17 protein-coding genes are annotated in these 24,693 nt (G+C 56.1%); 1 reads left to right on the plus strand and 16 read right to left on the minus strand.

Translation table 11 applies throughout. The features are described from left to right. Positions 1-4: 4 nt before the first annotated feature. The 16 genes from PCH01S_RS06795 to PCH01S_RS06870 all read right to left on the minus strand — a co-directional run bounded on the left by PCH01S_RS06795 (position 5) and on the right by PCH01S_RS06870 (position 21,827). Positions 5-520 (minus strand): DUF6886 family protein, encoded by a 516-nt coding sequence (locus tag PCH01S_RS06795; RefSeq protein ID WP_042227920.1) that lies wholly within the window; start codon positions 518-520, stop codon positions 5-7. A 25-nt stretch (positions 521-545) separates the two neighbouring features. Continuing rightward, positions 546-1,334 carry an aminoglycoside O-phosphotransferase APH(3')-IVa gene (aph(3')-IVa, locus tag PCH01S_RS06800; protein WP_042227921.1) on the minus strand — a complete coding sequence of 263 codons (789 nt, stop codon included), beginning with the start codon at positions 1,332-1,334 and terminating at the stop codon, positions 546-548. Positions 1,335-1,924: 590 nt separating this feature from the next. After that, positions 1,925-6,814 (minus strand): S-layer homology domain-containing protein, encoded by a 4,890-nt coding sequence (locus PCH01S_RS06805; protein ID WP_042227923.1) that lies wholly within the window; start codon positions 6,812-6,814, stop codon positions 1,925-1,927. Positions 6,815-6,925: 111 nt separating this feature from the next. Then, positions 6,926-8,419, minus strand: coding sequence for an extracellular solute-binding protein (locus PCH01S_RS06810; protein WP_042227924.1), 1,494 nt, complete (start codon positions 8,417-8,419; stop codon positions 6,926-6,928). A 96-nt stretch (positions 8,420-8,515) separates the two neighbouring features. After that, entirely contained in the window at positions 8,516-9,439 is a 924-nt protein-coding gene (locus PCH01S_RS06815; RefSeq protein WP_042227925.1) for a carbohydrate ABC transporter permease, read from the minus strand. Positions 9,440-9,455: 16 nt separating this feature from the next. Then, complete coding sequence (locus PCH01S_RS06820) at positions 9,456-10,412, minus strand: ABC transporter permease (RefSeq protein WP_042227927.1); 957 nt, start codon at positions 10,410-10,412, stop codon at positions 9,456-9,458. Positions 10,413-10,614: 202 nt separating this feature from the next. After that, positions 10,615-10,869 carry a hypothetical protein gene (locus PCH01S_RS06825; protein ID WP_042227929.1) on the minus strand — a complete coding sequence of 85 codons (255 nt, stop codon included), beginning with the start codon at positions 10,867-10,869 and terminating at the stop codon, positions 10,615-10,617. A gap of 152 nt (positions 10,870-11,021) precedes the next feature. After that, positions 11,022-12,620, minus strand: a complete 1,599-nt coding sequence (locus tag PCH01S_RS06830; RefSeq protein WP_042227930.1) for a response regulator transcription factor — start codon at positions 12,618-12,620, stop codon at positions 11,022-11,024. After that, positions 12,617-14,458: a cache domain-containing sensor histidine kinase gene (locus PCH01S_RS06835; RefSeq protein WP_042227932.1), complete on the minus strand. Its 1,842-nt coding sequence runs from the start codon at positions 14,456-14,458 to the stop codon at positions 12,617-12,619. The genes PCH01S_RS06830 and PCH01S_RS06835 overlap by 4 nt, the downstream gene beginning before the upstream one ends. After that, entirely contained in the window at positions 14,455-16,020 is a 1,566-nt protein-coding gene (locus PCH01S_RS06840; protein ID WP_042227933.1) for an extracellular solute-binding protein, read from the minus strand. Before PCH01S_RS06840 ends, PCH01S_RS06835 begins: the two co-directional genes overlap by 4 nt. 8 nt (positions 16,021-16,028) lie before the next feature. Beyond that, positions 16,029-17,144, minus strand: coding sequence for an SGNH/GDSL hydrolase family protein (locus tag PCH01S_RS06845; protein ID WP_042227934.1), 1,116 nt, complete (start codon positions 17,142-17,144; stop codon positions 16,029-16,031). Between the two features lie 234 nt (positions 17,145-17,378). Continuing rightward, on the minus strand, positions 17,379-17,924 hold the full coding sequence (locus PCH01S_RS06850; RefSeq protein WP_042227935.1) for a GNAT family N-acetyltransferase: 546 nt from the start codon (positions 17,922-17,924) through the stop codon (positions 17,379-17,381). 179 nt (positions 17,925-18,103) lie between these two features. Beyond that, positions 18,104-18,775 (minus strand): hypothetical protein, encoded by a 672-nt coding sequence (locus PCH01S_RS06855; RefSeq protein WP_042227937.1) that lies wholly within the window; start codon positions 18,773-18,775, stop codon positions 18,104-18,106. Continuing rightward, a complete protein-coding gene (locus PCH01S_RS06860) occupies positions 18,772-19,221 on the minus strand; it encodes a flavodoxin (protein WP_042227940.1) in 450 nt (149 codons plus the stop codon). The genes PCH01S_RS06855 and PCH01S_RS06860 overlap by 4 nt, the downstream gene beginning before the upstream one ends. Before the next feature lie 222 nt (positions 19,222-19,443). Then, the gene (locus PCH01S_RS06865; protein WP_042227942.1) at positions 19,444-20,166 is read right to left on the minus strand and encodes a class I SAM-dependent methyltransferase; all 723 of its coding nucleotides are present in this window, start codon (positions 20,164-20,166) and stop codon (positions 19,444-19,446) included. A 128-nt stretch (positions 20,167-20,294) separates the two neighbouring features. After that, positions 20,295-21,827: a serine hydrolase domain-containing protein gene (locus tag PCH01S_RS06870; protein ID WP_241688860.1), complete on the minus strand. Its 1,533-nt coding sequence runs from the start codon at positions 21,825-21,827 to the stop codon at positions 20,295-20,297. A gap of 363 nt (positions 21,828-22,190) precedes the next feature. Here PCH01S_RS06870 and helD point away from each other — a divergent pair, with 363 nt between their 5' ends. Continuing rightward, positions 22,191-24,629 (plus strand): RNA polymerase recycling motor HelD, encoded by a 2,439-nt coding sequence (gene helD, locus PCH01S_RS06875; RefSeq protein WP_042227946.1) that lies wholly within the window; start codon positions 22,191-22,193, stop codon positions 24,627-24,629. Positions 24,630-24,693: the final 64 nt, after the last annotated feature.

Genomic DNA, 24,693 nt, shown 5'->3' on the forward strand with positions numbered 1-24,693 from the left:
GAATCTACTCGGGAGGCTGCGCATTGCGGAAACGAATCACCGAAAAAAGCGAAACGGACGAAGCCAAAAGAGCGTCGCGCAAGGGATTCAGATTCGGCACAATCCGCAGTTCGGCTCCCGTCGCCGCCAGCTTGTCCAGCAGATCCCCAACCGGCTCGACGGACACAGGCGTTACCGGCTCTTCGGCCGTGTAATAGCCCGCTGTCGCATCGAGCAGACGGAAGTCCCGCTCTTCGAAGGTGTACCGGTACAGAACCGTTTGTCTCAGCCGCTCCAGCCAGGCGCTCTCGATCGCGATGACCGTATCGGAGGCAGCCGGCCCGAACAACAGCCGCTTATCCTCCTCGCCGACATCGCCGGTTAGCGTATAGACGATGCGCGGGCACTCTCTAGGGAAGTAGTATAGATGCGCGTGGCCTTCGTCCACCGCCCAGACTACAGGCGGCAAATCTTCGCATCCCTGCGGCTTCCGGGGAAGGAAAGCCGGGATATCGGGTTCTTCGCTGAAATGATACAGCATCGGGCCGCCTCCTCTTCTAGGTTGTTCAAAAAAATTCATCCAGCCAGATGTAATACTTGACCTTGTCCTCGTCCAGCCCGTCTAGTCCGTAAAGTTCCAGGAAGAGCGCTTTGTAGCGGTCGTCGCCGTAGTCGTGCCGGAGGCTGCGGATCGCCAGGCTGATGTCCTGATAACGGTCCGCCACGCCCGCACGTCCGAGATCGATAAACCCCGTCAGCTTCTCTCCGGCGATAATCAGATTCGGTGCACAGTAATCTCCGTGCGCAAAAACCGGATCTTCGGTTGCCGGCTTTTTGGCGATCAATTGTTGATACAATTCCTCCGGCGTGCAATCGTACTCCTCTTTTATATCGGTCGGGTCCACCAGGCTCTCATCGACGATCCTTTTCGCATCCCGGAGCTTCTTCTCCAGCCCGTTCGACAGCGGACATTCGCGGATATCGAGGCCGTGTATGTTTCGGAGCCCTTCCGCGTACAGCTTCACAAAAAATTCCGGCTTCGCCTGGATCGTTTCGTGAGAGCCGTCTTTTCCGGGGAGCGCCTCCATCAGCAAGTAGTCCATCCCGCCGTGTTCGGCCGTGTATAGAATTTTGGGGACCGGGAGCTTCCCGTCCAGCCAAGCGAGCGCTTCAATTTCGGGCTGGAGCGTTCTCCACCAGATGCTGGGGGCGATTTTCAGAAAGGCGGGGGCTCCCTTGTACTCCTTCACATGATAGACGTGATCTCCGGAGTATCCGATCTTATTCACGGTTAATTCCGTCTGCCCGAGAAGCTCAAGAAGCTCCTCCGGCCAATTACGCGTACTTTCGTTCATTGGTTAGTTCCTCCTTAAAATTCGGCTGCTTACGGATCTTGATCCGCCTGCACGGCCCTATTCATTCTCCGGCCCTTCTCCGCTTTGAAAAATGTCCCGTCTTTAAACGGAAATTACTGTTATTCGCCGTTAGGAACAAAATTCCTTTTTAAGATCCATTTTCCAGATCTGAGATTTAGAAATCTTTAGAATAGGACGGCTGCTCCTGTCTTGCTATACAAACGGATGCCGTTTACTCGAAAGCCGTTTTAATTCTCCTTCTTCGTGCTCTAGTTGCCGCCATAAGCCTGTCGCAAAATTATACCTAAAGTCTGATTCCGGAAGCAAACGGCGGGATCGGGGCAGCTAATCATACGGCTTATTGGATCATAGAGGAAAGAAACCGGTCCCTGGCACGTTTTAAACCTATCCTCGAAACATCGCTGTTTGTCATCCTGTTATCGGTCGCGTTGTATCCGCTCACCCTGAAGGACGAAATTCGTGAATCGGCTGAAAACGCACTATCAAAAAGGCGCATACCTGAGTGGTATGCGCCTTTCCGAGCTTAAACCGGCACGTGTGCCGACGGAGCCTTATGTGCGCAGAAGCGCTTAGTTCACGAAACCGGCTGTCTGCAGCAGCCGTTTCAGTACAGCCGCGCCTTCCGCGCGGGTAGCCGTGCCGCCGGGCACGAAGCGCCCGTCCCCGCGCCCGTTCAGCAGGCCGGCATCCACCGCCTGCGAGACGGCACCGGCCGCCCAGCCGGAGATTTCGCCCCGGTCCGCGAAGTCCGCCAGCACGCCCGCCGCGGAGTCCGCCGTCCGGACACCGGCCAGCTTCATGGCGCGCATGAGCAGCACGCTCATCTGCTCGCGTGTCAGAACCTCCACGGGGCGGAACTCCCCGGTCTCGAAGCCGTCCGCGAGCCCGGCCTGAACGGCCGCGCCGACGGCACCGGCATACCACGCGTCACCGGGGATGTCGGTGAAGTCCGCCGCGGCCGGCGCCGCATCGAGCGCGAGCGCCCGCGTCAGCAGGGCCGCGAACTGTGCCCGCGTCAGCGCTTCGTCCGGCAAGAAGGCGCCGCCTTCCATGCCGTCGACGATACGCTTCGCGGCCAGCAGTTCGACATCCTTGCGCGACCAGTGGGACGCAAGGTCGGAGAAACTGACATCGGAGGTAACCACCGCGTAGGTTCCCCCGCTTCTGTCGCGGATCACGGACCGCTGCGCGCCCCCGGACGTTTCGAAGCGGGACGGCACGAAGCGGAACATTCCTGTGGCCGGGTCCAGCTTCACCACCGTGGCGCGGTCAGGATCAACCGCTCCCGGCAAGTTTACGGTTCTTCGGACGTAGCTTCCGAAGCCGCCGATTTCCTTCGTTTCGCCTCCGCTTTTCAGCGAAACGCGGAAACCAACCGGCATGCCCTGTACCTGCATGCCTTCTTTCGCCGCCCGGGCGGCAATTTCCGCGGTCTCTCCCGCTGCCGTCCTTGCGATCTGCACAAGCAGATCGAAGCTGCCATCTGCGGGAAGGTCCGCGAGCAGCAGGCCAGCCGGAAGCTCGATTGCGCCGAGGTGCGATCTCACGCTGAGGATCGCGTCCGGTGATCCGGCAGCCGCCTTGCGAAGCGCCGTCCCCGGCAGCGATACGATCCCCACAGGCTCGCGGCCCGGGATCTCATAGGAAAGGACCGGGTCCGCCTTTCCCTGAAGCGCCGCGATTTCCGCCTCCATCACGCTGGCATCCGCGGATACGATCGTCGTGTTTTGCCCGTCGGAGCCTTTCGTCTCCGTCACCGACGTGCGCTCCGGTCCGGACGGGGCGGTTCCGCCTCCTCCGGCTGACCCGCCGCCGGAACCGGAACCTGTGCCGGAGTCCGTGTCCGAGCCGCCGCCGGTGCTCCCGGAGGTTACGCTCACCCGGGCCGTAGCGGTATGGCCTTCGTATGTCGCCTGAACGGTGCCGCTGCCTTCTTTTAAAGCGGTGAGCCGCCCGGAAGCGTTCACGGAGACAACGGACGGGTCGAGGGAAACATAAGCCGCCTGTCCCGTCACGTCCTTGCCGGAATTAAGGTATTCCGCGGTGACGGCCAGTTGGAGACTCTCGCCCTTGTTCATGCTGTACGTGCCGCGGTCCAGTTTCAATGATTTCGCCGCCGTTTCATCCCCGATGATCGTGACGGTTTTCTCATTCGTCTTGAACCCGTCCACCCGAACGGTGATGACAACCGGATTCGCTCCCGGACGGATGGCTGTATCGGCCTGGAATGTCCCGTCTTCCCGAAGCGCCGCCTCCTGCCCGTTTACGGTGACCGCTGCCTTGCCCGGCCCAAGGACGTCAACTTTGCCCCGGAGCGTCACTGTCTCGGCGGAAGTCCTGAGCCCCTCGTACGGCAGGAAGCCGCTGAGAGCCGCCGATCTTACGGAGTCGCCGATCTTGTACGCGTTCGCGACAAGCTGCCGCTTAGTGCGGATCCCGGAAGCGTCAAGCGTCGATACGACGAAGCCGCCTTTCGGGATGACGCTGTTGGTCTCTTCCGGCTTGCCCCAGTTCCACGTCATAGCCTGGGTTTTGTTCGGCACAGCCGTTACTTTGCCGGAGCTGTCCACGACCGCTTCCACGCCGAAGCGGCTGTTGCCGGTCGAATAGCCGAAGGTGTCCGTGAGCACGCCGATATTATTTTCGATCAGATTCGTGTTGTAGTAACTTCCCTCTAGGAACGAATCGGACGAGTCCGGAAGGGAGATGCCGAGCTGATAGTCTCTCACGTAAACGAGATTGCGCAGAGCCGCGCCCGCCACCGGCCAGTTCACCTGTGACGCGTCGAAAAGCATAAGCCCGTGCGTATTTTCCAGACCCGCCTGGAAAACTTCCCGCTGGAGAGCCGGTTCCTGCACATTCGTAAGGGCGATGCCGGCGTAGAGCGGCACTTCCCCGTTCGTTACGATATTGCCGAGTGTTATGTAATGCTCGATTTCGGGAGCGGTCGTCTGATAGGCGCCGATCATGATAAAATCGAGATTTTTTACGTAACCGCTTTCATAGTAACCCGGCGTGTAAACGGATTCGTCTTTCATCCGCAGACGCTCGTCGTAGCGGAATTCCGTGCTGCCCCAGTGTACCCCGTTCAAGTAATACGATTCGAACCAGGAGCCTACATAGGCGGATACGTCGATCTTTTTGCCTTTTTCGGCTTTATAACGGTCGGCCAATTGCCTTACTTCGGAGGTAAAGCCTTTGATCGTTTTCGACCGGAATTCCCACCAGTCCCCGATAAGCGGACCGTCTTTGCGCTCATTGCCCGCGTAAGTGAACACGTCTTCCGGCCAGTTTTGAAGCTGTTTGCCGCGCGCGCCGAGGAACGATTCGAACTTGGCTTTCGTCAAGTCACTGAAATCCGCGCTTTCATTGTCATACCGGGCACGGTCCAATACAACGCCGTCCACGTCGTAATTTTGCAGCACTTCCTCGATTGTTTTGAGCTGGAAGTCGCGCACTTCGTCATTGGACGGATTCACGAATGCGACTGCGCCCTGCTTGGCCGACTCGCGGAGACGTTTGATCTGCCCTTTGTCCGCCGCATTGTACACACGTTCTTCCCAGTCGAGATGGCTGTTCAGCAGCGCGTATTCATTGCTGGCGATAGATCCCTCCGCGAAAATGTTAAAGGCGACGTGGATATCGAGCCCCAGCTCGCGGCTGTAGCGGATAAATTCCTGGAGCAGATCCAGATCGGGATTGGAGCCCGCTTTTTCGGGCGCTTTAATTTCGCTTACGTACGGACGGCCGGTCAGCGTACTTTTCTTGTACGATACGTACCCCTCCACACCTTTTACGTCAAAAACGACGGAAGTCACGCCGTTCTCTTTCGCAGTCCGCAAAAAATTCCCCACATTGTCACTGGTTTGGAATTTCCTTGCGTTCGCGGCCTGATCGACCCACAGGATCACCTTCTTCTCGGTCGAAAAGCCCGGACGGCTGTAAACGACCAGATCCTTGGAGTCCTGCTCTTTGCCTTCCTTCGTAACCGCGAGGTCGAGGTAATTGATGCCTTCGGCAAGTGTGTACGAAGTCTTGAACTTTCCGTCCGGGCTAAAAGGAATCGGAGTCCCGTTTACCGTTAACGCGATTTTCGAAGGATCGTCCATATTCGTAATCGTTCCGGATAGCTCGGTGGACGGCTTCGTCTCCGTATACATCGCGTAATTGTCGAGCGTCAGCCGGGCAATCGGCCCTCCCGTTCCCATCAGATCCTTGACCGGGACCGCGAAGCCATTCTTCCGGAGCTTGATCGCATCCCCGACTTTGAAATACGTCGCCAAATATTTCTTGATGTTTTTGCTGGCGTAGCTCGTGTCCTGCGCGACCAGCACATAGCCTCCGGGCGGAATTTCAAGGTCCGTGGGACCGGTCCAGGCCGGGGTTTTGCCGTCTATCGAAGGGTTGATGACCTTCGTCACTTTGCTCCCCGCGTCCACTTGAACCGCAACGTTAAACTGGGGAACGGTAATCTGCGGCCCCCAATCGTTCGTGAAGAGCGCCACGGTGTCGTCGATTCCCGCGATATCCTGGTCCACGTAGCCGATCGCGTGGCGCGGGCCTTCGATGCTGATCGTAATGTCGATCGGCGCCGCCTCGACTTCTATCAGATCAGCCGGCTGCTGAGCGTCATTATACGTAACCGTTACTGTGGACGTCACGATCTCCCGGCCGTCTTTCAGCAGCTTGACGGGAATGGCGTTCGTCCCCGCAGTCAGCCGGACCACGCTTTGGAAAGCTCCATCCGCCTTCAGCGCGGCTTCCGTCCCGTTCACGGTCAAGGAGATTCCCTGTCCGCTGCCGTAGCGGATCACCTGCCCCGATACCGTAAAATCAGGCGATGTAACCGTCGTGCCGGATGCCGTCACGAGATTCAGGCCCGGGTCCGGGTTCAGAAAATCGCCTGCGTGCACAACTTGTCCTCCTTTATGTAAAGACACGGTGTCTCCGGTTTTGTAATGCTCGAAAAGCGGTTTCCGGGTTACGGATGTCCCCCAGGAAGAATCGTTGGCGAGAAGTACGTATCCGCCCTCCGGTACGGGCAAGTTCTGGTTCTCCTCCCACGTGGAGCCCGTAGGCGGCACAGCCGTCGGCCCGATGACGCGGATCACCTGATCGTGCTTATCCACGGCAATCGCCGTGTTCGTCTTCTTGACGAATACTTTGTCGGTCTCCGGTGAATTCGTCACCTGGGCTCCGCTCGTAAACAGGGCCACATAGTTCGTCTTCTGGGGCGGCGCATCGACATTGACGTTGATGTGCCCGACCGGCAGCCGGAACGTACCGTCCTGCGACAGGACGTACACATCATCCGTCACACCGGCGGCGGCTTGGGGCCGAACTCCCCCGTTCTCTTGCCCGAAGCTTTGTGCCGAGGCTTTTCCCCATGCGGGAGTAAGCAAAGAAATCACCAAAGCGATAATCATCATCCCATTCCACTTGCGCAGCAAGCTTTTCATAGCGGCTCCCTTCTTTCTCTCAAAGTGTAGAGTCGAACCCGGCCGTGGCCGGTGAACAAAACGGCAGCCGCTCGTAAGCCGCTGCCGGATGTGAATGATTCTGGATGTGTGTTATTTTTTGGCGCTTTTGAACCACTCGTTGGCCGCTTTAATCATCGCATCGCCGCCATCGGCCTTCCATTTGGCCAAGAATTGATCGTAATTGGACAGCGGATCCGCTCCGCTGATAAATTTCAGCATGCTGTCGGTCTGGAACTTGTCGAGCTTCTGCTTGCTTTTGGAGATGTCCGCAATCGGCGGCGCCTTGGCAAGCGGATCTGTGACGATGATGCCTTCGGCGTTTTTGTTGATCTGTTCGAAGAACGCTTGCAGAACGGGATCTTTACGAACACGGGCCTGCCAGTAGTCGGGATATTTCTTGTAATCGACACCCGTCAGGAAACCGCTTCCATTGTTGAGCTCGTCGTTGAACTTCGGCAGAATCGGGTAGTATTTGCCGTCTTTAATCTCATGGTGCTCGCCCTGCTTGCCGATGGCAATTTCGATGAAATTATCCGGCTTCAGCTTCAGATCCAGAAATTTCATAGCATCTTCCTTATGCTTGGAAGCCTTCGGAATGGTGACGAACCAGGTCGTGTTCGCTTTGACGAACGTGGACGCTTTGCCGGATTTGTCCTTCAGGAAAGGAATGATGGCCGTTTTTGCGTTCGGATCGTTCTTTTTAAGCGCTTTCTCCGTCGTTCCCGCGTTCCAGTAAGCCTGTTTGAAAATAGCCGCTTTGCCGCTGGAAAACTTTTCGATCGCTTTGGCGCTCGTATTGATCGGCATTTCCTGATCGATCAGGCCTTCTTTGTACAGCTTGTTCATGTAAGTCAGGAATTCTTTCATCGCCGGTGTCTCTACCTGATGGACGAGCGTTCCGTTCTGGTCCACCCAGTCCGCGGTAACGCCGAAGGCGGCGCCGATATCGCCGATAATGGATTCCTTCGAGTCTTTGGAGCCTGTAAGCGGGGCGATGTTTTTCTTTTCCTTGATCGTTTTCAACACCGTATACAGCTCGTCCGTGTTCGTCGGCGTTTTCAGACCCAGCTCATCCATCCAGTCCTGGCGGACAACCAGTTCTTCCCCGACCGCGAGCCCGGAGCCCGTTTCCGGAATGGCGTAGATTTTGCCGTTAACCTTGGCGCTTTCCCACGCAGCCGGGTCGATGGCCGCTTTAATGTTCGGAGCGTGCTTTTCGAGCAGGTCGTCAAGCGGCTCCAGGGCACCCGATGCAGCCAGCTTCTCGAATTGAGGCGCGCTCAGCTTCATCACGTCGTATTCTTCTTTGTTCGCCATCAGCAGGTTCAGCTTCTCATCCGGATTTTCAGCCGGAAGCATCTCGTAATTGACCGTATAGCCCGTCTTCTCCGAAATCGTTTTGGCGGTGAATTCTTTGTTCGGATCGAAATTACCGTACTGCATAAGCTGGCGCATGGCCGGCTTGGCTCCTCCTGCCGGTGCCGGCGAAGTACCGCCGGTCTGGGTCTCTTTTCCTCCGCCGCATGCCGCCGTCGTGACGCCAAGCGCTGCGACTGTGAGCAGAAGCGCTGCTTTTTTTAACATAGATGTAAACCTCCCTTTTAGTTGAACAACAAGACCGAACCGAGATCGCAAGCCTCAAAAGAAGGGCCTCACCGCCTTTCAGGATGGAGTGTCGTGTTAGCCTTTGACGGAACCGACCAGAACGCCTTTCACGAAATATTTCTGCAGAAACGGATAAACGAGCAGAATCGGCAGCGTAGCCAGCAGAATCGAGGCCGCTTGAATCGACTGCGGGGTCGTATTCATGGAAGAATCCAGATTGTTATTCCGCAGAAAATCGCCGGTGGACGAAATGAGCAGTTCTTTCAGGAACAGCTGCATCGGCTTCAAACTCGGATTCGTAATGTAAATCATGGCGGCAAAATAATCGTTCCAGAAATACACCGCGAAGAACAGCGCAATCGTAGCCAGAACCGGCAGAGAAAGCGGAAGCATGATGCTGAACAAAATGCGCAGGTTGCTGGCCCCGTCCATTTTTGCCGATTCCTCGAGGCTTTCGGGCAGCCCTTCGAAATAGTTTTTGATGATGAGCATGTTATACACGTTCACCATAGCCGGCAGGAAAAGAGCGGGCAGCGTGTTGACCAGATTCAAGTTCTGCATGAGCAGGTACATCGGAATGAGTCCGCCGCTGAACAGCATCGTGAAGATGAACACCAGCAGCAGCCATTTCCGGCCCCGCAGCCTTGTTTTCGAAAGCGGATATGCCGTAATCGTGGTCAGAAAAAGACTGAGCAGGGTGCCGACGACTGTGATTGTGATGGATATTTTAAACGAATTCAGGAACATCTGATCCTGCAGCACATAGGCGTAAGTGCTTAGCTGAAAGCCGACCGGAAACAGGCTCACCTGCCCGGATATGACAGCGGATTCATCGCTTAGCGATTTGGAAATCAGGTTAAGGAACGGTAGCAGCGTGGCCAGTCCGAACAGGATAAATAGGGTGTAATTGATCAGATGGAACAGCTTCTCGGACCAGGTCGTCTGGGGTTTTCTCCGTTTGTGCGGCTTTACGGCAGGCAGGGCTGCGTCTGTATTCATATGTGTCTCTTCCTCTCTACCAGATTCCGCGCTGCAAATATCTGCGGCTCAAATAATTGCCGGTGATGACAAGCGAGAAGGCGATCACCGATTCGAAAAGTCCGACGGCGGTCGTAAAGCTGTAATCCTGGTTGCCCAGACCCATCCTGTACACGAACGTGCCGATCACGTCGGAAACGTTGTAAACCGTCGGGTTGTACATTACGAGAATTTGTTCCGTGCCCGCTTCGAGAACGGAGCCCAGCCGGAGGATGAACATCAGCAGGATCGTCGGCAAAATTCCGGGCAGCGTAATGTGCCAGATCTGCTTCAGACGCCCGGCGCCGTCCATTTTGGCGGCTTCGTAAAGCTGGGGATCGATCGTAGAGAAGGCGGCAAGGTACACGATAATGCCCCATCCGGTTTCCTTCCAGCCGGCCGACGTGATAAGGACGCTGCGGAATACGCTGCTGTCCATGAAGAAGGCGATCTGTTCCAGCCCGAGGCTCATCAGCACTTTGTTGACAAGCCCGCCGTTTGTGGACAGCAGGTCGATGAAAATTCCGCTGACGATGACCCAAGACAGAAAGTGCGGCAGGTAAATGACCGTTTGGATGGTGCGCTTGAACAGCATGTTTTTCATTTCGTTCATCAGAATGGCGACGACAATGGGAAGCGGAAACAGGATGACGATTTTCAACAGAGAAATAATGAGCGTGTTGACGAAAACACCGCCGAACTCCTGCGAGGTAAACAGTTTTTTGAAATGCTCGAGTCCTACCCACGGGCTGGCCGCCATTCCGTCGAAAATATTGAAATCCTTGAACGCGATGACGAGGCCGTACATCGGCGTGTATTTGAACAGTAAAACAAACAAGATACCCGGCACGAGCAGCAGATATAAATCCCAATCCTTGCGGATATCCGACCCCAATTGCCTGGAATAACTTTGTTTCGACCGGGAGACGTTTACTTCAGAAGCAGGCTGTCTCATCGAATCCCCCCTTATGCGCTTTCGCTTTTGTATAGTACTAAGTGTAGAACCTGCGCGAAATCCGTAGTAGAGGACACTCATTACTATTTGTGGTACTTTCATGGCGGGCTGATGCTTCCCAAGCCGTTAGAGGCCGGCTAAACAGGCAAACAAAAAAAAGGCCGTCCGGCCGAAGCCGGGCAACCTTTTTCAATCCAAATGCTTATATAAAAGCGTGAAGCAGAACATAGTTCGCCAGAACGAAGAAAAGAACAAGTCTGGCCAGCGAGCCGTAATTTTTAAAGATTCCTTTAAAACCGCGTGTATGGTAGCCGGACTGTTGGAGCAAGTACAGCATACCCGCCAGCACGAGGACACCGGTGAGCAGCGCAGCGGCATAAACCCGCTTTCGTTCCTTTGCGGGAATCAACTCGTTCCATGCCCGTTTTTTTCTATCCGCATGAAGGAGGGTATTCATCTTCGGCAGCTCCCTGTAGTACGACGTTTTCATCAAGATAACAGGGCGGCCTTAAACGAAGCTGAACACAAGATTAAAGTTTGCTGAGAGTGCGGGTAAACAAGCATGTCACTGAGGTTCCGCCTGCGATGCCCCGGCAGCTCCCCTGCGTGTTACGGCTTCATTTCGCCCGGAGTAACGCCCCAATATTTGCGGAACACTTTCGTAAAATAGCTGACGTCCCGGTAGCCGACCAGTCTGGCCGCATCGTACACCTTGGCGCCTTCCAGCAGCGCCGCCTTGGCGCGGTCCATTTTCCGTTCCAATACGTACGTGGAAAACGCGACACCCATTTCCTGCTTAAACAGACGGCTCAAGTACGAGGAATTGACATAAAGCCGGTCCGCCACGCTGTGGAGGGTGATGTCGCTTTCGATCTCCTTCTCGACTATAGAAAGGATCGTTTTCACGACCCCGTGGCTCGTCGTTTTGCGCTGTTCCTGCAGATAGGCCGTGTAATGGAGCACGGAACGCTCCAGCCAGGCACGGATCTGCTGCTTCGTGCTCAGCATCGTGACGTCCCGGTAGTACGGATAGTCGTCCTTCGCGACATCCCGCACGCTCCAGCCCTGCTTATGAATGAGCCGGATCATAAGGCTCGTCCAGTACATCAGCGCTTCGTGCATGCCCGCAGCGGTCTCCGTTCCTTCCATCGCCTGATCCCACAGCTCCGAGAGGGTATCCATGGCCTTGTCCTCGTCGCCGGTTTCAAGCGCGATCTCCAGCGTCTTCTCCAGGCCCGGAGAAAGCGGCACCGATGAGCCGGCCGCCGGCTTGTCCCGGTACGGAACCGCGATGTCGGCACCGTACACGATGCGGTCCTGCAGCGCCTGGTACGCCTGAGCGTACAGCTTGCTGATCTCCGTGAGGCCGCCGGTCCCTCCGCTGATCCCCGCGCTGCAGGTGACCTTCAGGCATTCCTTGGCCTGGGAGAGCAGCTTCACGACCGCGGCATGCACGCGTAGCATCACGTCGTTGGGCGAATCGTCCGCCGGCATGGCGAAGAGCACCAGCGTGTACCCGCTTGCGTCCGTATTCACCCAGCACGAATGCGGCTGGAGAAATTCGCGGGCGACACACTGCAGCGAGAAGCGCAGCAGCGGCATGTCCCCGCTTTTGTAGCGGGGCTCCCCGGGGCCGAGCGGATCGACGTCGGCTACGGCTACGGCGTACTGCATGCTTTCATCCAGATCGAGCAGATAGTCCCTGCTGATCTTGCGGATTTCCCAGAGGGCGTACTTGCCGCCGATCAGGTTTTGGAAAAACGCGCTCTGCAGCTGAGGCAGATGCTCCGACCATTTCTCCTGGAGCTCCGCCTGGCTGTGCCAGCGCTCCAGTTCCTGCCGGAGCTGTTCGGCCGCGCTCAGAACCGCCTCCAGAATTTCCCCGTCCCCTGCGGGCTTAAGCAGGTACTGGGAAACACCGGCTTCGATCGCTTTCTGGGCGAAGCCGAAATTGTCGTGCCCGCTGAGAATAATCATCTTCACGAAGGCATCCTTCTCGCGCAGCTTGCGGGCCAGCGTAAGCCCGTCCATCTCCGGCATCTGGACATCGAGCAGCACGATGTCCGGCTTTTTCCGCTCGAACAGAAACAGCGCTTCCGTCCCGCTCGCCGCCTGGGCAATCACTTCGATTCCGTTCTCTTCCCACGGAATATTGTTTACGAGCGAAGTGCGCAGACGCACTTCATCCTCGACGATCATTACATTCATGTTCCCGTCTCCTCCTTGTAGTCGATCATGCTGTCCGCACCGGGACTGAAATCTTCTCTGCAGCGGACCAGGGGAAGTTTAAGCGCCGTGCAGGTGCCTCCGCCTTCCGCGCTGTCGATGCTGAGCTCCGCGCTTCCGCCGTAATACAGCTTGATCCGGGACACGACGTTCCTGAGCCCGAACAGATCGTCCACGCCTTCCTCATCCAGCGAGTATAGCTTACCCTTGCGCCTGTGCAGCTTGCCCAGCTCCTCCTGGATATAGGCCAGCCGCTCCTGCGGGATGCCGCTTCCGTTGTCCTTCACTTCCAACACAAGAAACCCTTCCTCCAGCCGGGAGGAAACAACGAGGCGGCCCCCGTCTTCTTTACCGTCCATACCGTGGAGAATGGCGTTCTCCACCAGCGGCTGGAGCAGCAGCTTGAGAAGCGGGACCCCTTTCGTCGCCTCTTCTATCCGGTACTGCACCTCGAAGTTTTCGAGAAACCGGATCTGCTGAATCCGGATATAGTAATGCAGGTGCGCAAAGCTTTCTTCCACCGAAAAAACTTCGCGGCCTTTGTTCAGGCTGAGCCGGAAAAACCGCGACAAATTCAGAACCATTTCACTGATTTCGTCCGCCTCGTAGTTTTTGGCCGTCCAGTAGATGGAATCAAGCGTATTGTACAGGAAATGGGGATTGATCTGCGACTGCAAAAATTTCAGCTCCGTCTTGGCCAGCCTCAGCTCCTGCTCGTAATGATCCTCGATCAGATGCTTCTGCTGCTGAGCCATCTGGTTGAACGCTTCCGTCAAATAACCGAATTCGTCCCTGCGCCTGTTTTCCAGCTGGATGCTCAGCTTGCCGCTGCCGAGCCGCTTGATCCCGTGCGAGAGCTTCTGAAGCGGCGATGCGATGCCCGTGTAGACGATCCAGGAAATCCATAGCGCGAGCAAAATACTGATCGTAATAATGCCGTACGTATACAGCTTGACCTGCTCCGTTTTGCTGTATAACTCGCTCTTCGGCTGCATCATCGTCAGCTTCCAATTGGACGTGTTGGATGTAATCGTGACCGACAGCATGTCCGGTTCGGAGGGCAGGTATTTGTCCCGGGTCTCCCCTTCCTGGCTGATCCCCGCGATCAGGTTGTTGTTGGCGTTGGTCAGATAGATCTTAGTCTGTGGTGAAGGAAGCAGCGGCTTGATGAGATTGAGCAGCCGCGTTTTGTTCAGTGTGACAAGCAGTACGTTCTGCTCCCGCAGAGGGTTGTACAGGTCCATCGAGCGGACCAGGGTCACGCTGTCCGAATTCATCAACTCTCCGAAGGTGGTGCTCCCGTATATGATTTCGCCGGGCAGCATATACAGGATACCCGTGCCGTTTCGGAGCGTCATGCTGTGCATAAACTCCTGCTGGCTCTTATCCAGGTCTCTCGGGCCGTAATTCGTGGAAAACATCCTGGTGGACGGATAATGGTAAATGGAAATCTGGGCGGCAATGTGATTGATGGAGTTCATGTTAGCCAACTGCTTCATCATTTGCGAAAAGTCCATCACGTATCGGGGAGTCAGCTCCCTGCCGTTGCGCGACAAAGTGCCGATCAGCTCTGAGTCCGTCGAGATCAGTGTCGACAGCTCCTCGACGCTCTGCAGCGTCAAATCGATGTAGTCCATCGCGGAATTCAAAGCCAGCCGTGATCTTTCCGCAGCCTGCTCGACGAGAATCTGCTGGGAACGCTCATTGGCGAAGAGACTCACCAGCACGAGCGGCAGCAGAATGAGCAGAAAGTAGCAGGTCAGCCGGACTTGTATATTCCGCTGAAACTTGTCCCGCAACCATCGCAGCGTCTTCCTCATCGCGCACCCTGCGGGATGCCCTGCTTCTTATACCACTCGTTCACTTCCCGGGTCATGTCATCTCCGCCTTCTTTCCTCCACCGTTCCACAGCCATTTCGAACGAGTCCAAAGGCTCGACGCCCACAATGATACGAACGAAATGCTCCATGAGTTCTTTCCCCTTGATGTTGTAGTATTTGCTCATCGACGGGGTCGGCGAGCCGTAGAAGGCGTTCGGGATGAGATGGCCTTCAATTCGCTTTAAGTTGTCGTATAAATGAAAATCGCCCAGAGCATCGAGCCGTATTTTCGAGGTCTCTTTGTCTTGAACATCCTCCATCGCCTGATAGATGCCACGATACAAATGCTTGTTGTGTTCCTCGAAGTTGATCACCATCTTCCCGTTCTGCATCGACCAAATTTCGTTTTCGAAACCCAGTTTAAGTGTCTTGTAGCCGTCGCCCGCAATGAAATTTAAGTACCGGATTACGCCCTCGGGATTGGCACTCCCTACCGGAATCACGTTATACGAACGGACGAGGTTGGTCGCGTAGACGCCGCTGTGCCCTTCCGGACCCCTGGGGAATTCCAGCGGAATCCAGACGGCGCGGGGGTCTTTCTGCATATTGGCGGCAATCGGCCCCCGCGTATCGTACCAAGCGGCGGAGAACAGGCCGACCTTGCCGTTCTTGATTTTGTCCATCATGCTTGGATTGCGGTTCAGCGGAAACTCGGGGTCCAGCAGCTTTTCGCGGTACAGCTTGCGCAGAAAAGCGAGCGCTTCTTTCGTCTCCGGCAGCGTACTCGTGTAAGCAAGCTCCCCGTAGCGGTCCGCCCACTGATCGAGCTGCACGCCGAACGCTCCGAAGAAAGGCGCGGAACGGACCAGAGACTCGCCGAACGTCAGCCCGATCGTGTCGTTAATCCCGTTGCCGTCCGGGTCGTCCAGCGTAAAAGCGCGGATCACTTTGTAGTAATCGTCCAAGGTGACGGGCGGAGCGAGTCCGAGACGGTCCAGCCAGTCTTTGCGCACGTACATCAGCTCCAGCCCTTTCACTTCGTTCAGACTCGGAACCGCGTAAATTTTGCCGTCGACGGTGACCTGATCCCAGGCTTCTTTCGGAATCTTCTCCTTGAGGTCTTTGCCGTAGCGGTCGATCAGCTCGTCCAGCGGCATCAGTTTGTTCTGTCTGGCGTTATCGTTCATCCATACTTTATCGGAATAATTAATAAGATCCGGCGTGTTGCCCGAAGCCATGATGACGTTCAGCTTTTCGGGATACACATCCTGCGGCGGCAGGGTCACCTTAATGTTCAGTCCGGTGTTTTTTTCAATATAGCGCAGATAAGGATTGTTATTCTCGTCCAGCCCCTGGGGAAAGCTCATCCCGATCGCGTTCGTCACAATCGAGATGGAATCGGCGGGAGATGCGGAACCGGTCGGAATAAATCCGCCTCCGGCCGTCTCCGGCGAATGTTCACAACCTGCGGAAGCGGCGGCCAGCGCCCCCAGGAGGAGCGAACTTCTCAGCAAAGCAAGCGGACGAAGCGAACGGTTGCCGAGTCGGCTCGATATGAACATCCGCTGTCTCACTCTGCCTGCAAGCATCGGTTAAATACCTGGAGAAGTCCGTCCGCCATCCGTTTAAAACCGAGATCGGTCGGGTGAATCCCGTCCACCGTACACTCGTCCCCGTCTTCCCCGAGAAGCGCCGATCCGTCGAAGAACGTGATGAACGAGTCTCCCTTCGCGATCCGGTCTTCTACGGTCTGTCGCTGTATAACCCGCCGGTCGTCCAGCTTCTTGCGGACAGCCGGGTCAAACCCGGCAGCGGCGAACTCGATGCAGGAGAGAACGAGAATCGGAACTTCGGGGTGCTTTTCCCGGTACAAATCGATAAAAACCGGCAGTGTGGCCCGGATACTCTCCGGCTCGCCCGTGTTGGCCTCATAATCGAGGACCAGCAGAGCGGGATTCCCGATCTCGCGGATGACCTCGGCTACTTCCGGCTCGCCTTTGCCGCTGCCCGAAAAACCGAGATTGATAAACTCCCGGTTGATTTGCCGGCTCAAAATGCCCGGATAGCTCATGCCCGGCCGGTTCGCGCAGCCGCCCTGGGTAATCGAGGTGCCGTAGATGATTATCCTGCCCGGACTTTCATAGGGAAGCGGTTCCGCTACACGGGCATCCTCGTCCGTTCCGATCCAGACCTCCTCGACCCCTTGGTAGAGAGGGAAATTCAGCGTGATATGCCGCATCCGCTTCTCCCCGAACCGGTAGAGCCGGGACGTGTACTCGCTGTCTCCCGGCTTAAAGGAAGCGGTTGCAACATATCGCTGATTGCCCGGTTCCCCGATGTAGCAGTCGAACCCGCACTGGCCCAGTGCCGTCATATGAGGCATGGCGGCATGACCGCCGAGCCGGACGCGGACGGACAACTGCGCCGTATCGCTACTAAAGCGGATCTGCCCGCCCGCCGTGCAATCCGCGAGCCGGTCGACCGCCTCGGGCAGCTTGCGGTCCGGACGTACGGGCAGTCTCCGGTACCGGCCTTCCGTCTTCAGCCACGGAAACCCCGTAACCGTAAACGGAGCCCGGCGCGGATCATGCCACACGGCTGCCTCATCGGCCATTGTATCCGTTTGTAAGTTCTTGTCGTACCGGGCGATATCTATTTTTCCCGCTTGCTTCACTTCCACTTCCATCACTCCCCCGTTTGATTGAAAGGTCTTTCTCTAAACTTACCTTTGACTTTCCCAACGTGTAAAGAGGTTTTTGCAAATCTCGTTCCATTCAAGAAATTCTTGCCCCATTACGGAAAAAGGACTCCAGTCCCTTCATGCTCTTGCTTTCCACGAGTTCGCGGATAATGTGGTCGCTGTATGGGACAGAAAAAACAGGATGAGGTCCCGGTCCCCATCCTGCGCCGCAAAAAAGTATTATTCGTTAAATCTCCCCATCATGAGGGTGTTGTAATAGCTGCCGTCCGAAAGAATTTTGTCCTTTTTCAGGACCCCTTCGATTTCAAAACCAAGCTTACGATAGAGCTGTGCCGCTTTCTCGTTCGTTTCCAGCACCGTCAGGGTCATTTTCTTGATCCCGTTGGAATCGGCCCAATCGATGGATGTCTTTAATAGATTTTTTCCGATGCCGCGCCCCCAGAACTCCTTGAGCACGCCTACCCCGAATTCGACTTTGTGGGAGAAGCGGATCAGCTGATTTCCTTCGCATCTGGAAAAGGCGACAATCCGGTCCTCCACGGCCGCGACCAGAAACAAGTTTCTCGGGCTGTCCGAATCCGCTTGAATCAGCCGCTCAAAGCCGGGCGTGTCGATGAACGCCTCCCCCTGTTCCCGGTCCATATTTTCGGTTTCTCCGTCGATTTGCACTCTTAGCCGGGACAACTGCTCCGCATCTCGGAGGGCTGCTGACCGGATCGTATACGATAACCCGTTCACGTTAAAGGGTCGTTCGGCGATAATCATGGCGATCTCCAATCATCCTGTTTTCTGAAAAATAAACTTTCGATAAAGATAGTTTATCACATCTCTTTCCAGTCAGGCGACGGGTGGGCCGGATGTTTTTATAAATAAGCTGCAAGATTCCGTACCGTGTAAGGAGAAAAGGAAAACCGCTCATGCTCATGAGGAATTGCCGGGTCCGGCTATGCGAGCATAATCCGGCCGCGCTTGTGCTCACGCATAAGCGTATCCGTCAGCCGCAGAAAATCCATCGAAGCCTGCAGATCGTCCGATTTGGGCCGGATCCGGTAAGCTTCGCCGGTGAGCAGGTTGTACGCTTCGATCTGGCCCGGCAGCCTGCCGAACGCCTTGTAGGCGAAAACGAGCGACAGCTGAAGATACGCCTTCACGACGGACCAGTCCTCGTCAAGATAGTACCGCTTCAGCGTATAGGACCCGTTTGCCCATTCGCCTACATGCAGGTGCATGACGAGCTCCAGGTCCAGTTCTTCGACCTGTACCGACAGCGTCTCGAAGAGGAACAAAGGAGGGTCCGTCTTCTCTTCCTGAAACAGGGCGAGAATCAAATATTTCGCCAGATTCTTCTTCATGCGCAAATAATCTTCCATGACAAGCCCCGACTCTTCCGGACCGATCAGGTACATTTCCAGCCTCTCCAGGATAATGTCCGCCGTCCGCCGGGAAGCGTCAATGCCGTAAAACTCGCGGATGATCCGGTCGGCCGACGTTCTCGCGCTCTCGCGCCACGGCTCGCTCTCCTGACAGTTACCGCCGGAGTAAAAGCAGCCGGGGCAGCGGATAAACTGCTCCAGCCGGCCGTCCTCCATCCGGCTTGCCGCCGGCGCGCCGCTCACAGGGCCCCCTGGAGGCGGAGTACCGCCTGCCGTCCGAATTCTCTGCACGCTTCGCGTTCGGGAGCCGACGGACAGAGCTCGATTTTCAGCCCCTCCTGCATCGCGCAGCCGAGGGATTGAAGCTTCTCCGTCAACAGATCGACGGCCGCTCCGTACTGAGCGTAGCTGGAATCACAGGAGCCGAATACCGCCCCGATTTTGCCGTTCAGCTTCAGCTCATCCATCTCTTCGTAAAAGTCCAGAAACTCGTCGGGCAGCTCTCCGTCTCCCCATGTGTAAGCTCCGAGCACGATACCGTCGTAGGCTTCCAGTTCAGCCGCGCGGGCATCCAGAATGTCCTTGACCGTCACCGCTGCGCCGGCCTGTTTGATCCCTTCCACCACAGCGTCCGCCATTTCCTCCGTATTGCCCGTTAAACTTGCGTAAACGACTATAAATGTGCTCATCCGTCACACATCCCTCCATCTATGTAATTTGATTATGACTGGTCTCATTTCATTGATAATGATTATCATTTTCATAATTAGTATAGAGGGTCTCCGTTCCGTTTTCAATCCCTAATTGAAAATTATTCTCAGCGAAAAAACAAAAGAACCGCAGTTTCTCTGCGGTTCTTCGTTTATCCGTCTATCCGACGGCTCTGTCGTATTCTATAATTCCGCAACCGATTAACGCCCGGCTTCCCGCTTTCGGACCGCATAGCTCAAACAGTCCGTTTTCATTATGACCGGCGTTTCGCCCCGGTTGATTTCGATATCCAGCGGCTTATGGGATACCTCAAGCTCCTCCCACCCGGCGTATGCCTGCCGGAGTTTTTCGAGCGCCTGCTCTTTCGTCAAAATCAGCTCGATTAGCGTTTCGCGCCCTTCGCCGGTTTCCGCGTCCACTTCTCTTATGTTCGTATTCATGAGAATGAAGTTGATGCCCCCGTCCTTGGTCCCCGCCGCAAGTCCTGCCAGCACCTTATCCAAGGCGGATTCGGAACGGACATGCTCAAGACTGGATGCCGCGAGGATATAATCGAACGTGTTCCCCGGCACCTCGTATTCGCTGATGTCCGCCCGTCCGGTTTCGATAACCTCTTTCACGCCGTACTTGCCGCCGTTTGCTTCAAGCTGCTCAAGCGCTTTGTCCAGCAGATCCACGCAAACGACTTTTCCGCCTGTCGGCTGGAGCTTCCGGGCCAGCGGAATGGAATTCCGTCCGACCCCGCATCCCAGATCAAGCATCCGCAGAGGTTTCCCGTCCTGAAGCATCTCTAAATACTCCAGAACCCGTTCATCCGGCTCTTCCAGCCAACTGTCTTTCTCATACAAATCGTGCTCTTCAAAATACTGCTCGTGATACGCCTTTTCTTCGCGCCGGATACGCTGTAAGCGTGCCGAATTCATGCTCATCATCCTTCCGCTGCTTTTTCGCTACCCATGCTTACCCCAAAAAATGCCGGGTTGAAGCGTCTAACGCGCGGAGCGGAAAGAGAGCGGCTTCGTCCGGGAAATCAATCCGGGACCGATGTCGGTTACAGCGCCGTTTTTCTCGTCCGAATCGCCCGGACAACAGCGGCGGTCTTAAGCAAACCGGTACAAACCAGCAGGATCGCCATAAAATACAGCCCCTGCGACAGCCCCGGCAGGAAAACCATCAAGACCGGCCAAGGCGCATGAAGCAGCTTGGGCAGCAGCAGGATGCAAGCCGGAAGCAGCAGGTGAATCCCCGCAATTCCCGCTGCGCTGAGCGCGATGCGGCCGGCCGTCGGCTTTACGCGTTTTTTCCTCCGGAACAGGCTGTAAAAACTGCGGACGGCAAGCACAAGCACGGCGGTGAGCGCCATATCGGCCAGCGCATACGTCCGGATGTAGTTCGGCAGCGACTCGACGGGGGCGTCTTCTCCCTGCAGAATCCCGTATATCCCCATCACGATCTGATCGTAAGGCACGAGATAATCCATCGTGTTGAGAAGCAGAATAATGCCCGTGTCTCCGTGAATAACCATAAACGAATACGTGTTTTCGGTCGCTCCGTCATGAAAAAGAACCCCGTTTTTGACCGTCCATCCCATCGCGTAGGAAGCACCGCCGCCCATGGAAGCTTCCGGTTCGTGAAGCGCCGCGTTGCTCTTTTCGCTCCAGACCGATTTCTCTTTGTAACGGCCCCCGTTCATCTGCGCGCTGAGATAATGGGTCATATCTTCCGCCGTGGAAATCAGATAGCCTGAAGGCACCGTGCCCGTATGCGCAAGCTGCCGAGTCGGAACTTTGAAGCCGAAAACCGATTGATACCCCGCCGCCATGTCCGCCATGTCCGCCCCGCCCGCCTCTTCCGGCGAACTGAAGCTGCTCTTCATTTCGAGCGGTTCGAAAAGGTGGTCTTTTACATAAGCTGTATAGGACGTTCCCGATACTTTCTCCACCAGGCCGCCCAGTACGTTGTAATTCAAGTTCGAATATTCGAAACCGGTTCCGGGATCCCGGACAAGCGAAATTTTATTTAAACCGCCGATATGGGCTCCGATTGTCGAATCCCCCTGCGTCAGAGCGGCCACACCGTCGTATTTCGAAAACCCGCTCGTCTGGTAAAGCAGATCCTTTACCCGTATCCGGTCGGACCGCTCGGGGTCAGCCGTTCTGAAGTCCGGCAAATAGCGACGTACCGGCGCCTCCAGATCGATCTTCCCTTCCTCCGCAAGCTGCATCACGGCCGCAGCCGTTATCGATTTGCTTGTCGATCCCAGCACGAAAGCGGTTTGCGGGGTCGTTTTTGCTCCGCTTGGACCGCTCGTGCCGTAGCCCTGAAGATAGAACGTATCGCCGCCCTCCTTCACGATGCCAAGCGCCGCGCCGGGGATATGCAGCCTGTTCATGGCCGCTTCCATGTAAGCGTCGATCCGCGCGGTCGTATCCGGCTTACCGGAAACGCTCCCCGCCGCTTTGGCGGGTACCGGCACCGCAATAAGAAGTGCCGCGGCCGCCGCAAGCAGGGTTCGCGCCCCTATTCTCATTCGCACTTTCTCGCTTCTCGTAAGTTTGGTTATAGCTCCTAGGTTCATCCTCATCCAGTCTCCTCCGGGATTATCATTTCCGCTGATAGAACCAGTTTAAGGCGATAAGGAGAGATGACCCATCGATTTCCCTTGCAAAACACACGTTGCCGGCTTACAAAATCGTCACCTGAGCGGGCTTCCGTCTTTCATCAGATCCCTGAAAAACCAAAAAGCCGCCAGATATCCTGACGGCTTAAAATAAGTTTGATTTTGTTAAGTATGCATGGTAAAATAAAAAACCGCTGTCAATACTAGTAATTAAAAGTATTGAGCGCTTTTATCTAATATTATCGTATCACCTTAGCGCAGCTTTGTCAACTTTTTTTGAATCGCCGCTTATGCGGGTTGTTTTTTCACGTTTAAGGAGGGGTTTTCGTGTCGGTTTCCAAAGAAGAATGGCAGCATGAACAGCAAAGGATCGATCTTGTCCGAACCAAGCTTCGGAAGCAGCTGAGTAAAATCGAGCCCGATGTCGGGCAGCTCAAGTCTCAAGTTGTCGATATCCGCAAACATTTTTGGGATGAAGTGACCGTCAATCTGTCTCATGACGACGATATCCTGGATACGTACCTCAGCCTGAGGCAGCAGGCCGAAGTTTTATCCGAGAGAGAGAGAACCCACCGGCAGCTCAAAAGACAGGCCGACCGGATGAATCGTCTTCTCCCCGCCCCTTATTTCGGGCGGATTGATTTTAAAGAAGACGGCGCGAACCCGGCCGAGCGCGTATACGTCGGCGTGTCTTCCTTTCTCGATGAGGACGGCGAAACCTTCCTTGTCTACGATTGGCGGACGCCAATCGCGAGTCTTTACTACGATTATGCGCCCGGTCCGGCCGAATACAATACGCCCGGCGGCCTTGTGGAGGGCGAAATCGAACTCAAGCGCCAGTTTATCATCCGTGACGGCCATATCCATTTCCTGTTCGATACGGGGCTGATGATCGGCGACGAACTGCTCCAGCAGGTGCTCAGCAAAGGAGCGGGCTCCCAGATGAAGACGATTGTCGCCACCATTCAGAAGGAGCAGAACCGTATTATCCGCAACGACAGCTCACGAATGCTTATCGTACAAGGCGCCGCCGGCAGCGGCAAAACGTCCGCGGCTCTCCAGCGGGTCGCCTATCTGCTGTACAAACACCGGAAAACTTTGACCGCCGACCAGATGGTGCTCTTTTCGCCCAACCCGCTTTTCAACAGCTACGTGTCCACCGTTCTGCCCGAGCTTGGCGAGGAAAATATGCAGCAGACGACGTTTCAGGATTATCTGCACCACCGGCTCGGCAGACGTTTCAATATCGAGGATCCGTTCGATCAGATCGAATATGTGCTGGCCGACGAAAAAACGCCCGGGTATGCCGCAAGAGTGAGCGGAATCCGCTACAAGGCTTCCACCCGCTTCCTGCACGTCATACAAGCGTATAAAGACCAACTTCTGAAGGAGCATATGCTGTTCAAAGACATCATTTTCCGTGATCAAGTAATTGTATCCCGTCAAGCCTTATCGGACCGCTTTTACGGCTACGATCCCGCTATCCGACTGGCCAACCGCATCGAGCTTATGAAGGAATGGCTGCTGGAAGAGCTTGCGGCCTATCAGGAGCAGGAAATGCAGGAGGACTGGGTCCGCGACGAGCTCGATTTCCTCGATAAAGAGCAGTACCAACGGGCCTACAATCAGCTGCGCAAACGGCGGGGGCGCGCCGAAAGCTTCGACGATGCGGACGCGGAAGAGCAGCTTCTGCGGAAAATGATCGTCCGGGAGCATTTCAAGCCCCTGCGGTCACGGGTAAAGCGGCTCCGCTTCGTCGATGTTCCCGGCCTGTACAGGCAGCTGTACGAGAACAAGCTCCTGTTTCAGTCCCTGCACCGGACGGCTGCGGCGGCGGATACCCCGGTTCCCGCGGAGAACGCCGACGACAGGGACGGACTTCCCGCCCGGTGGGATGAAATCTGCGCGTACACGCTGGAGCGGATGAACCGGGGCGATCTGCCGTACGAAGACGCGACTCCGTTCCTGTATCTGCAGGAACTGACCGAAGGCTTCCGTACCAACACGATCGTCCGGCACGTTCTGATCGACGAAGCGCAGGACTATTCCCCTTTTCAGTTCGAATTTCTGAAAAGGCTCTTCCCGCGCTGCCGCATGACCGTGCTCGGCGATTTCAACCAGGCCGTGTTCGCCCAGGCGACGACGCTGGAAGGAAGCACGCCGGTTGCCGGTCTGTACGGTCCCGGCGAGACCGAGCAGATCGTGCTGCACCGCAGCTACCGGTCGACGAGGGAGATCGTCGAGTTCACGCGCGGCATGCTGAAGGACGGCGCCCAGATCGAGCCGTTCGACCGGGAAGGCGGCAAGCCCGTTGTTTTCACGAGCGCGGGCGCGGGTGCGGGCAAGGGCACGGACGCAAACACATGCGCGGACGCTCTCGTTCGCCGGATGACGGCGGAAATCAAGGCGCTGCAGGCGGATGGCAGCACGTCCATCGGCGTCATCTGCAAAACCGCCGCCGAAAGCGAGCGCGCCTTCGAAGCGCTGAACGGCCTGGATGAGCTACGCCTCATCCGCAAGGATACGCCTTCGTTCGAGAAAGGCGTCATGGTCATTCCGGCTTATCTCGCCAAGGGGGTCGAATTCGACGCCGTTCTCATTTACGACGCCTCCGCCGTCGCCTACAGCCGCGAAAGCGAGCGGAAGCTGTTTTACACGGCTTGTACGCGGGCCATGCACAAGCTCCAGCTCTATTCGGCGGGAACGCTGACCCCATTCGTCGCGGAGCTGGATCCGGCCGTTTATACAGTGGAGACTGTGGAATAACTCCCCCCTGATTAGGCCAGCGGACAGGTCGGTGAAGCCCGCTCGGCAGGCTTGTTTGAGAGTA

The organism is Paenibacillus chitinolyticus NBRC 15660 (assembly GCF_000739915.1).
Classification (GTDB): domain Bacteria; phylum Bacillota; class Bacilli; order Paenibacillales; family NBRC-103111; genus Paenibacillus_F; species Paenibacillus_F chitinolyticus.

Bases quoted from the DNA above. Each gene is read 5' to 3' on its own strand.
- PCH01S_RS06795 (WP_042227920.1), bottom strand. From the start codon at position 520: ATGCTGTATCATTTCAGCGAAGAACCCGATATCCCGGCTTTCCTTCCC.
- PCH01S_RS06805 (WP_042227923.1), bottom strand. From the start codon at position 6,814: ATGAAAAGCTTGCTGCGCAAGTGGAATGGGATGATGATTATCGCTTTG.
- PCH01S_RS06810 (WP_042227924.1), bottom strand. From the start codon at position 8,419: ATGTTAAAAAAAGCAGCGCTTCTGCTCACAGTCGCAGCGCTTGGCGTC.
- PCH01S_RS06815 (WP_042227925.1), bottom strand. From the start codon at position 9,439: ATGAATACAGACGCAGCCCTGCCTGCCGTAAAGCCGCACAAACGGAGA.
- PCH01S_RS06820 (WP_042227927.1), bottom strand. From the start codon at position 10,412: ATGAGACAGCCTGCTTCTGAAGTAAACGTCTCCCGGTCGAAACAAAGT.
- PCH01S_RS06825 (WP_042227929.1), bottom strand. From the start codon at position 10,869: ATGAATACCCTCCTTCATGCGGATAGAAAAAAACGGGCATGGAACGAG.
- PCH01S_RS06830 (WP_042227930.1), bottom strand. From the start codon at position 12,620: ATGAATGTAATGATCGTCGAGGATGAAGTGCGTCTGCGCACTTCGCTC.
- PCH01S_RS06835 (WP_042227932.1), bottom strand. From the start codon at position 14,458: ATGAGGAAGACGCTGCGATGGTTGCGGGACAAGTTTCAGCGGAATATA.
- PCH01S_RS06840 (WP_042227933.1), bottom strand. From the start codon at position 16,020: ATGTTCATATCGAGCCGACTCGGCAACCGTTCGCTTCGTCCGCTTGCT.
- PCH01S_RS06845 (WP_042227934.1), bottom strand. From the start codon at position 17,144: ATGGAAGTGGAAGTGAAGCAAGCGGGAAAAATAGATATCGCCCGGTAC.
- PCH01S_RS06850 (WP_042227935.1), bottom strand. From the start codon at position 17,924: ATGATTATCGCCGAACGACCCTTTAACGTGAACGGGTTATCGTATACG.
- PCH01S_RS06860 (WP_042227940.1), bottom strand. From the start codon at position 19,221: ATGAGCACATTTATAGTCGTTTACGCAAGTTTAACGGGCAATACGGAG.
- PCH01S_RS06865 (WP_042227942.1), bottom strand. From the start codon at position 20,166: ATGAATTCGGCACGCTTACAGCGTATCCGGCGCGAAGAAAAGGCGTAT.
- PCH01S_RS06870 (WP_241688860.1), bottom strand. From the start codon at position 21,827: ATGAGGATGAACCTAGGAGCTATAACCAAACTTACGAGAAGCGAGAAA.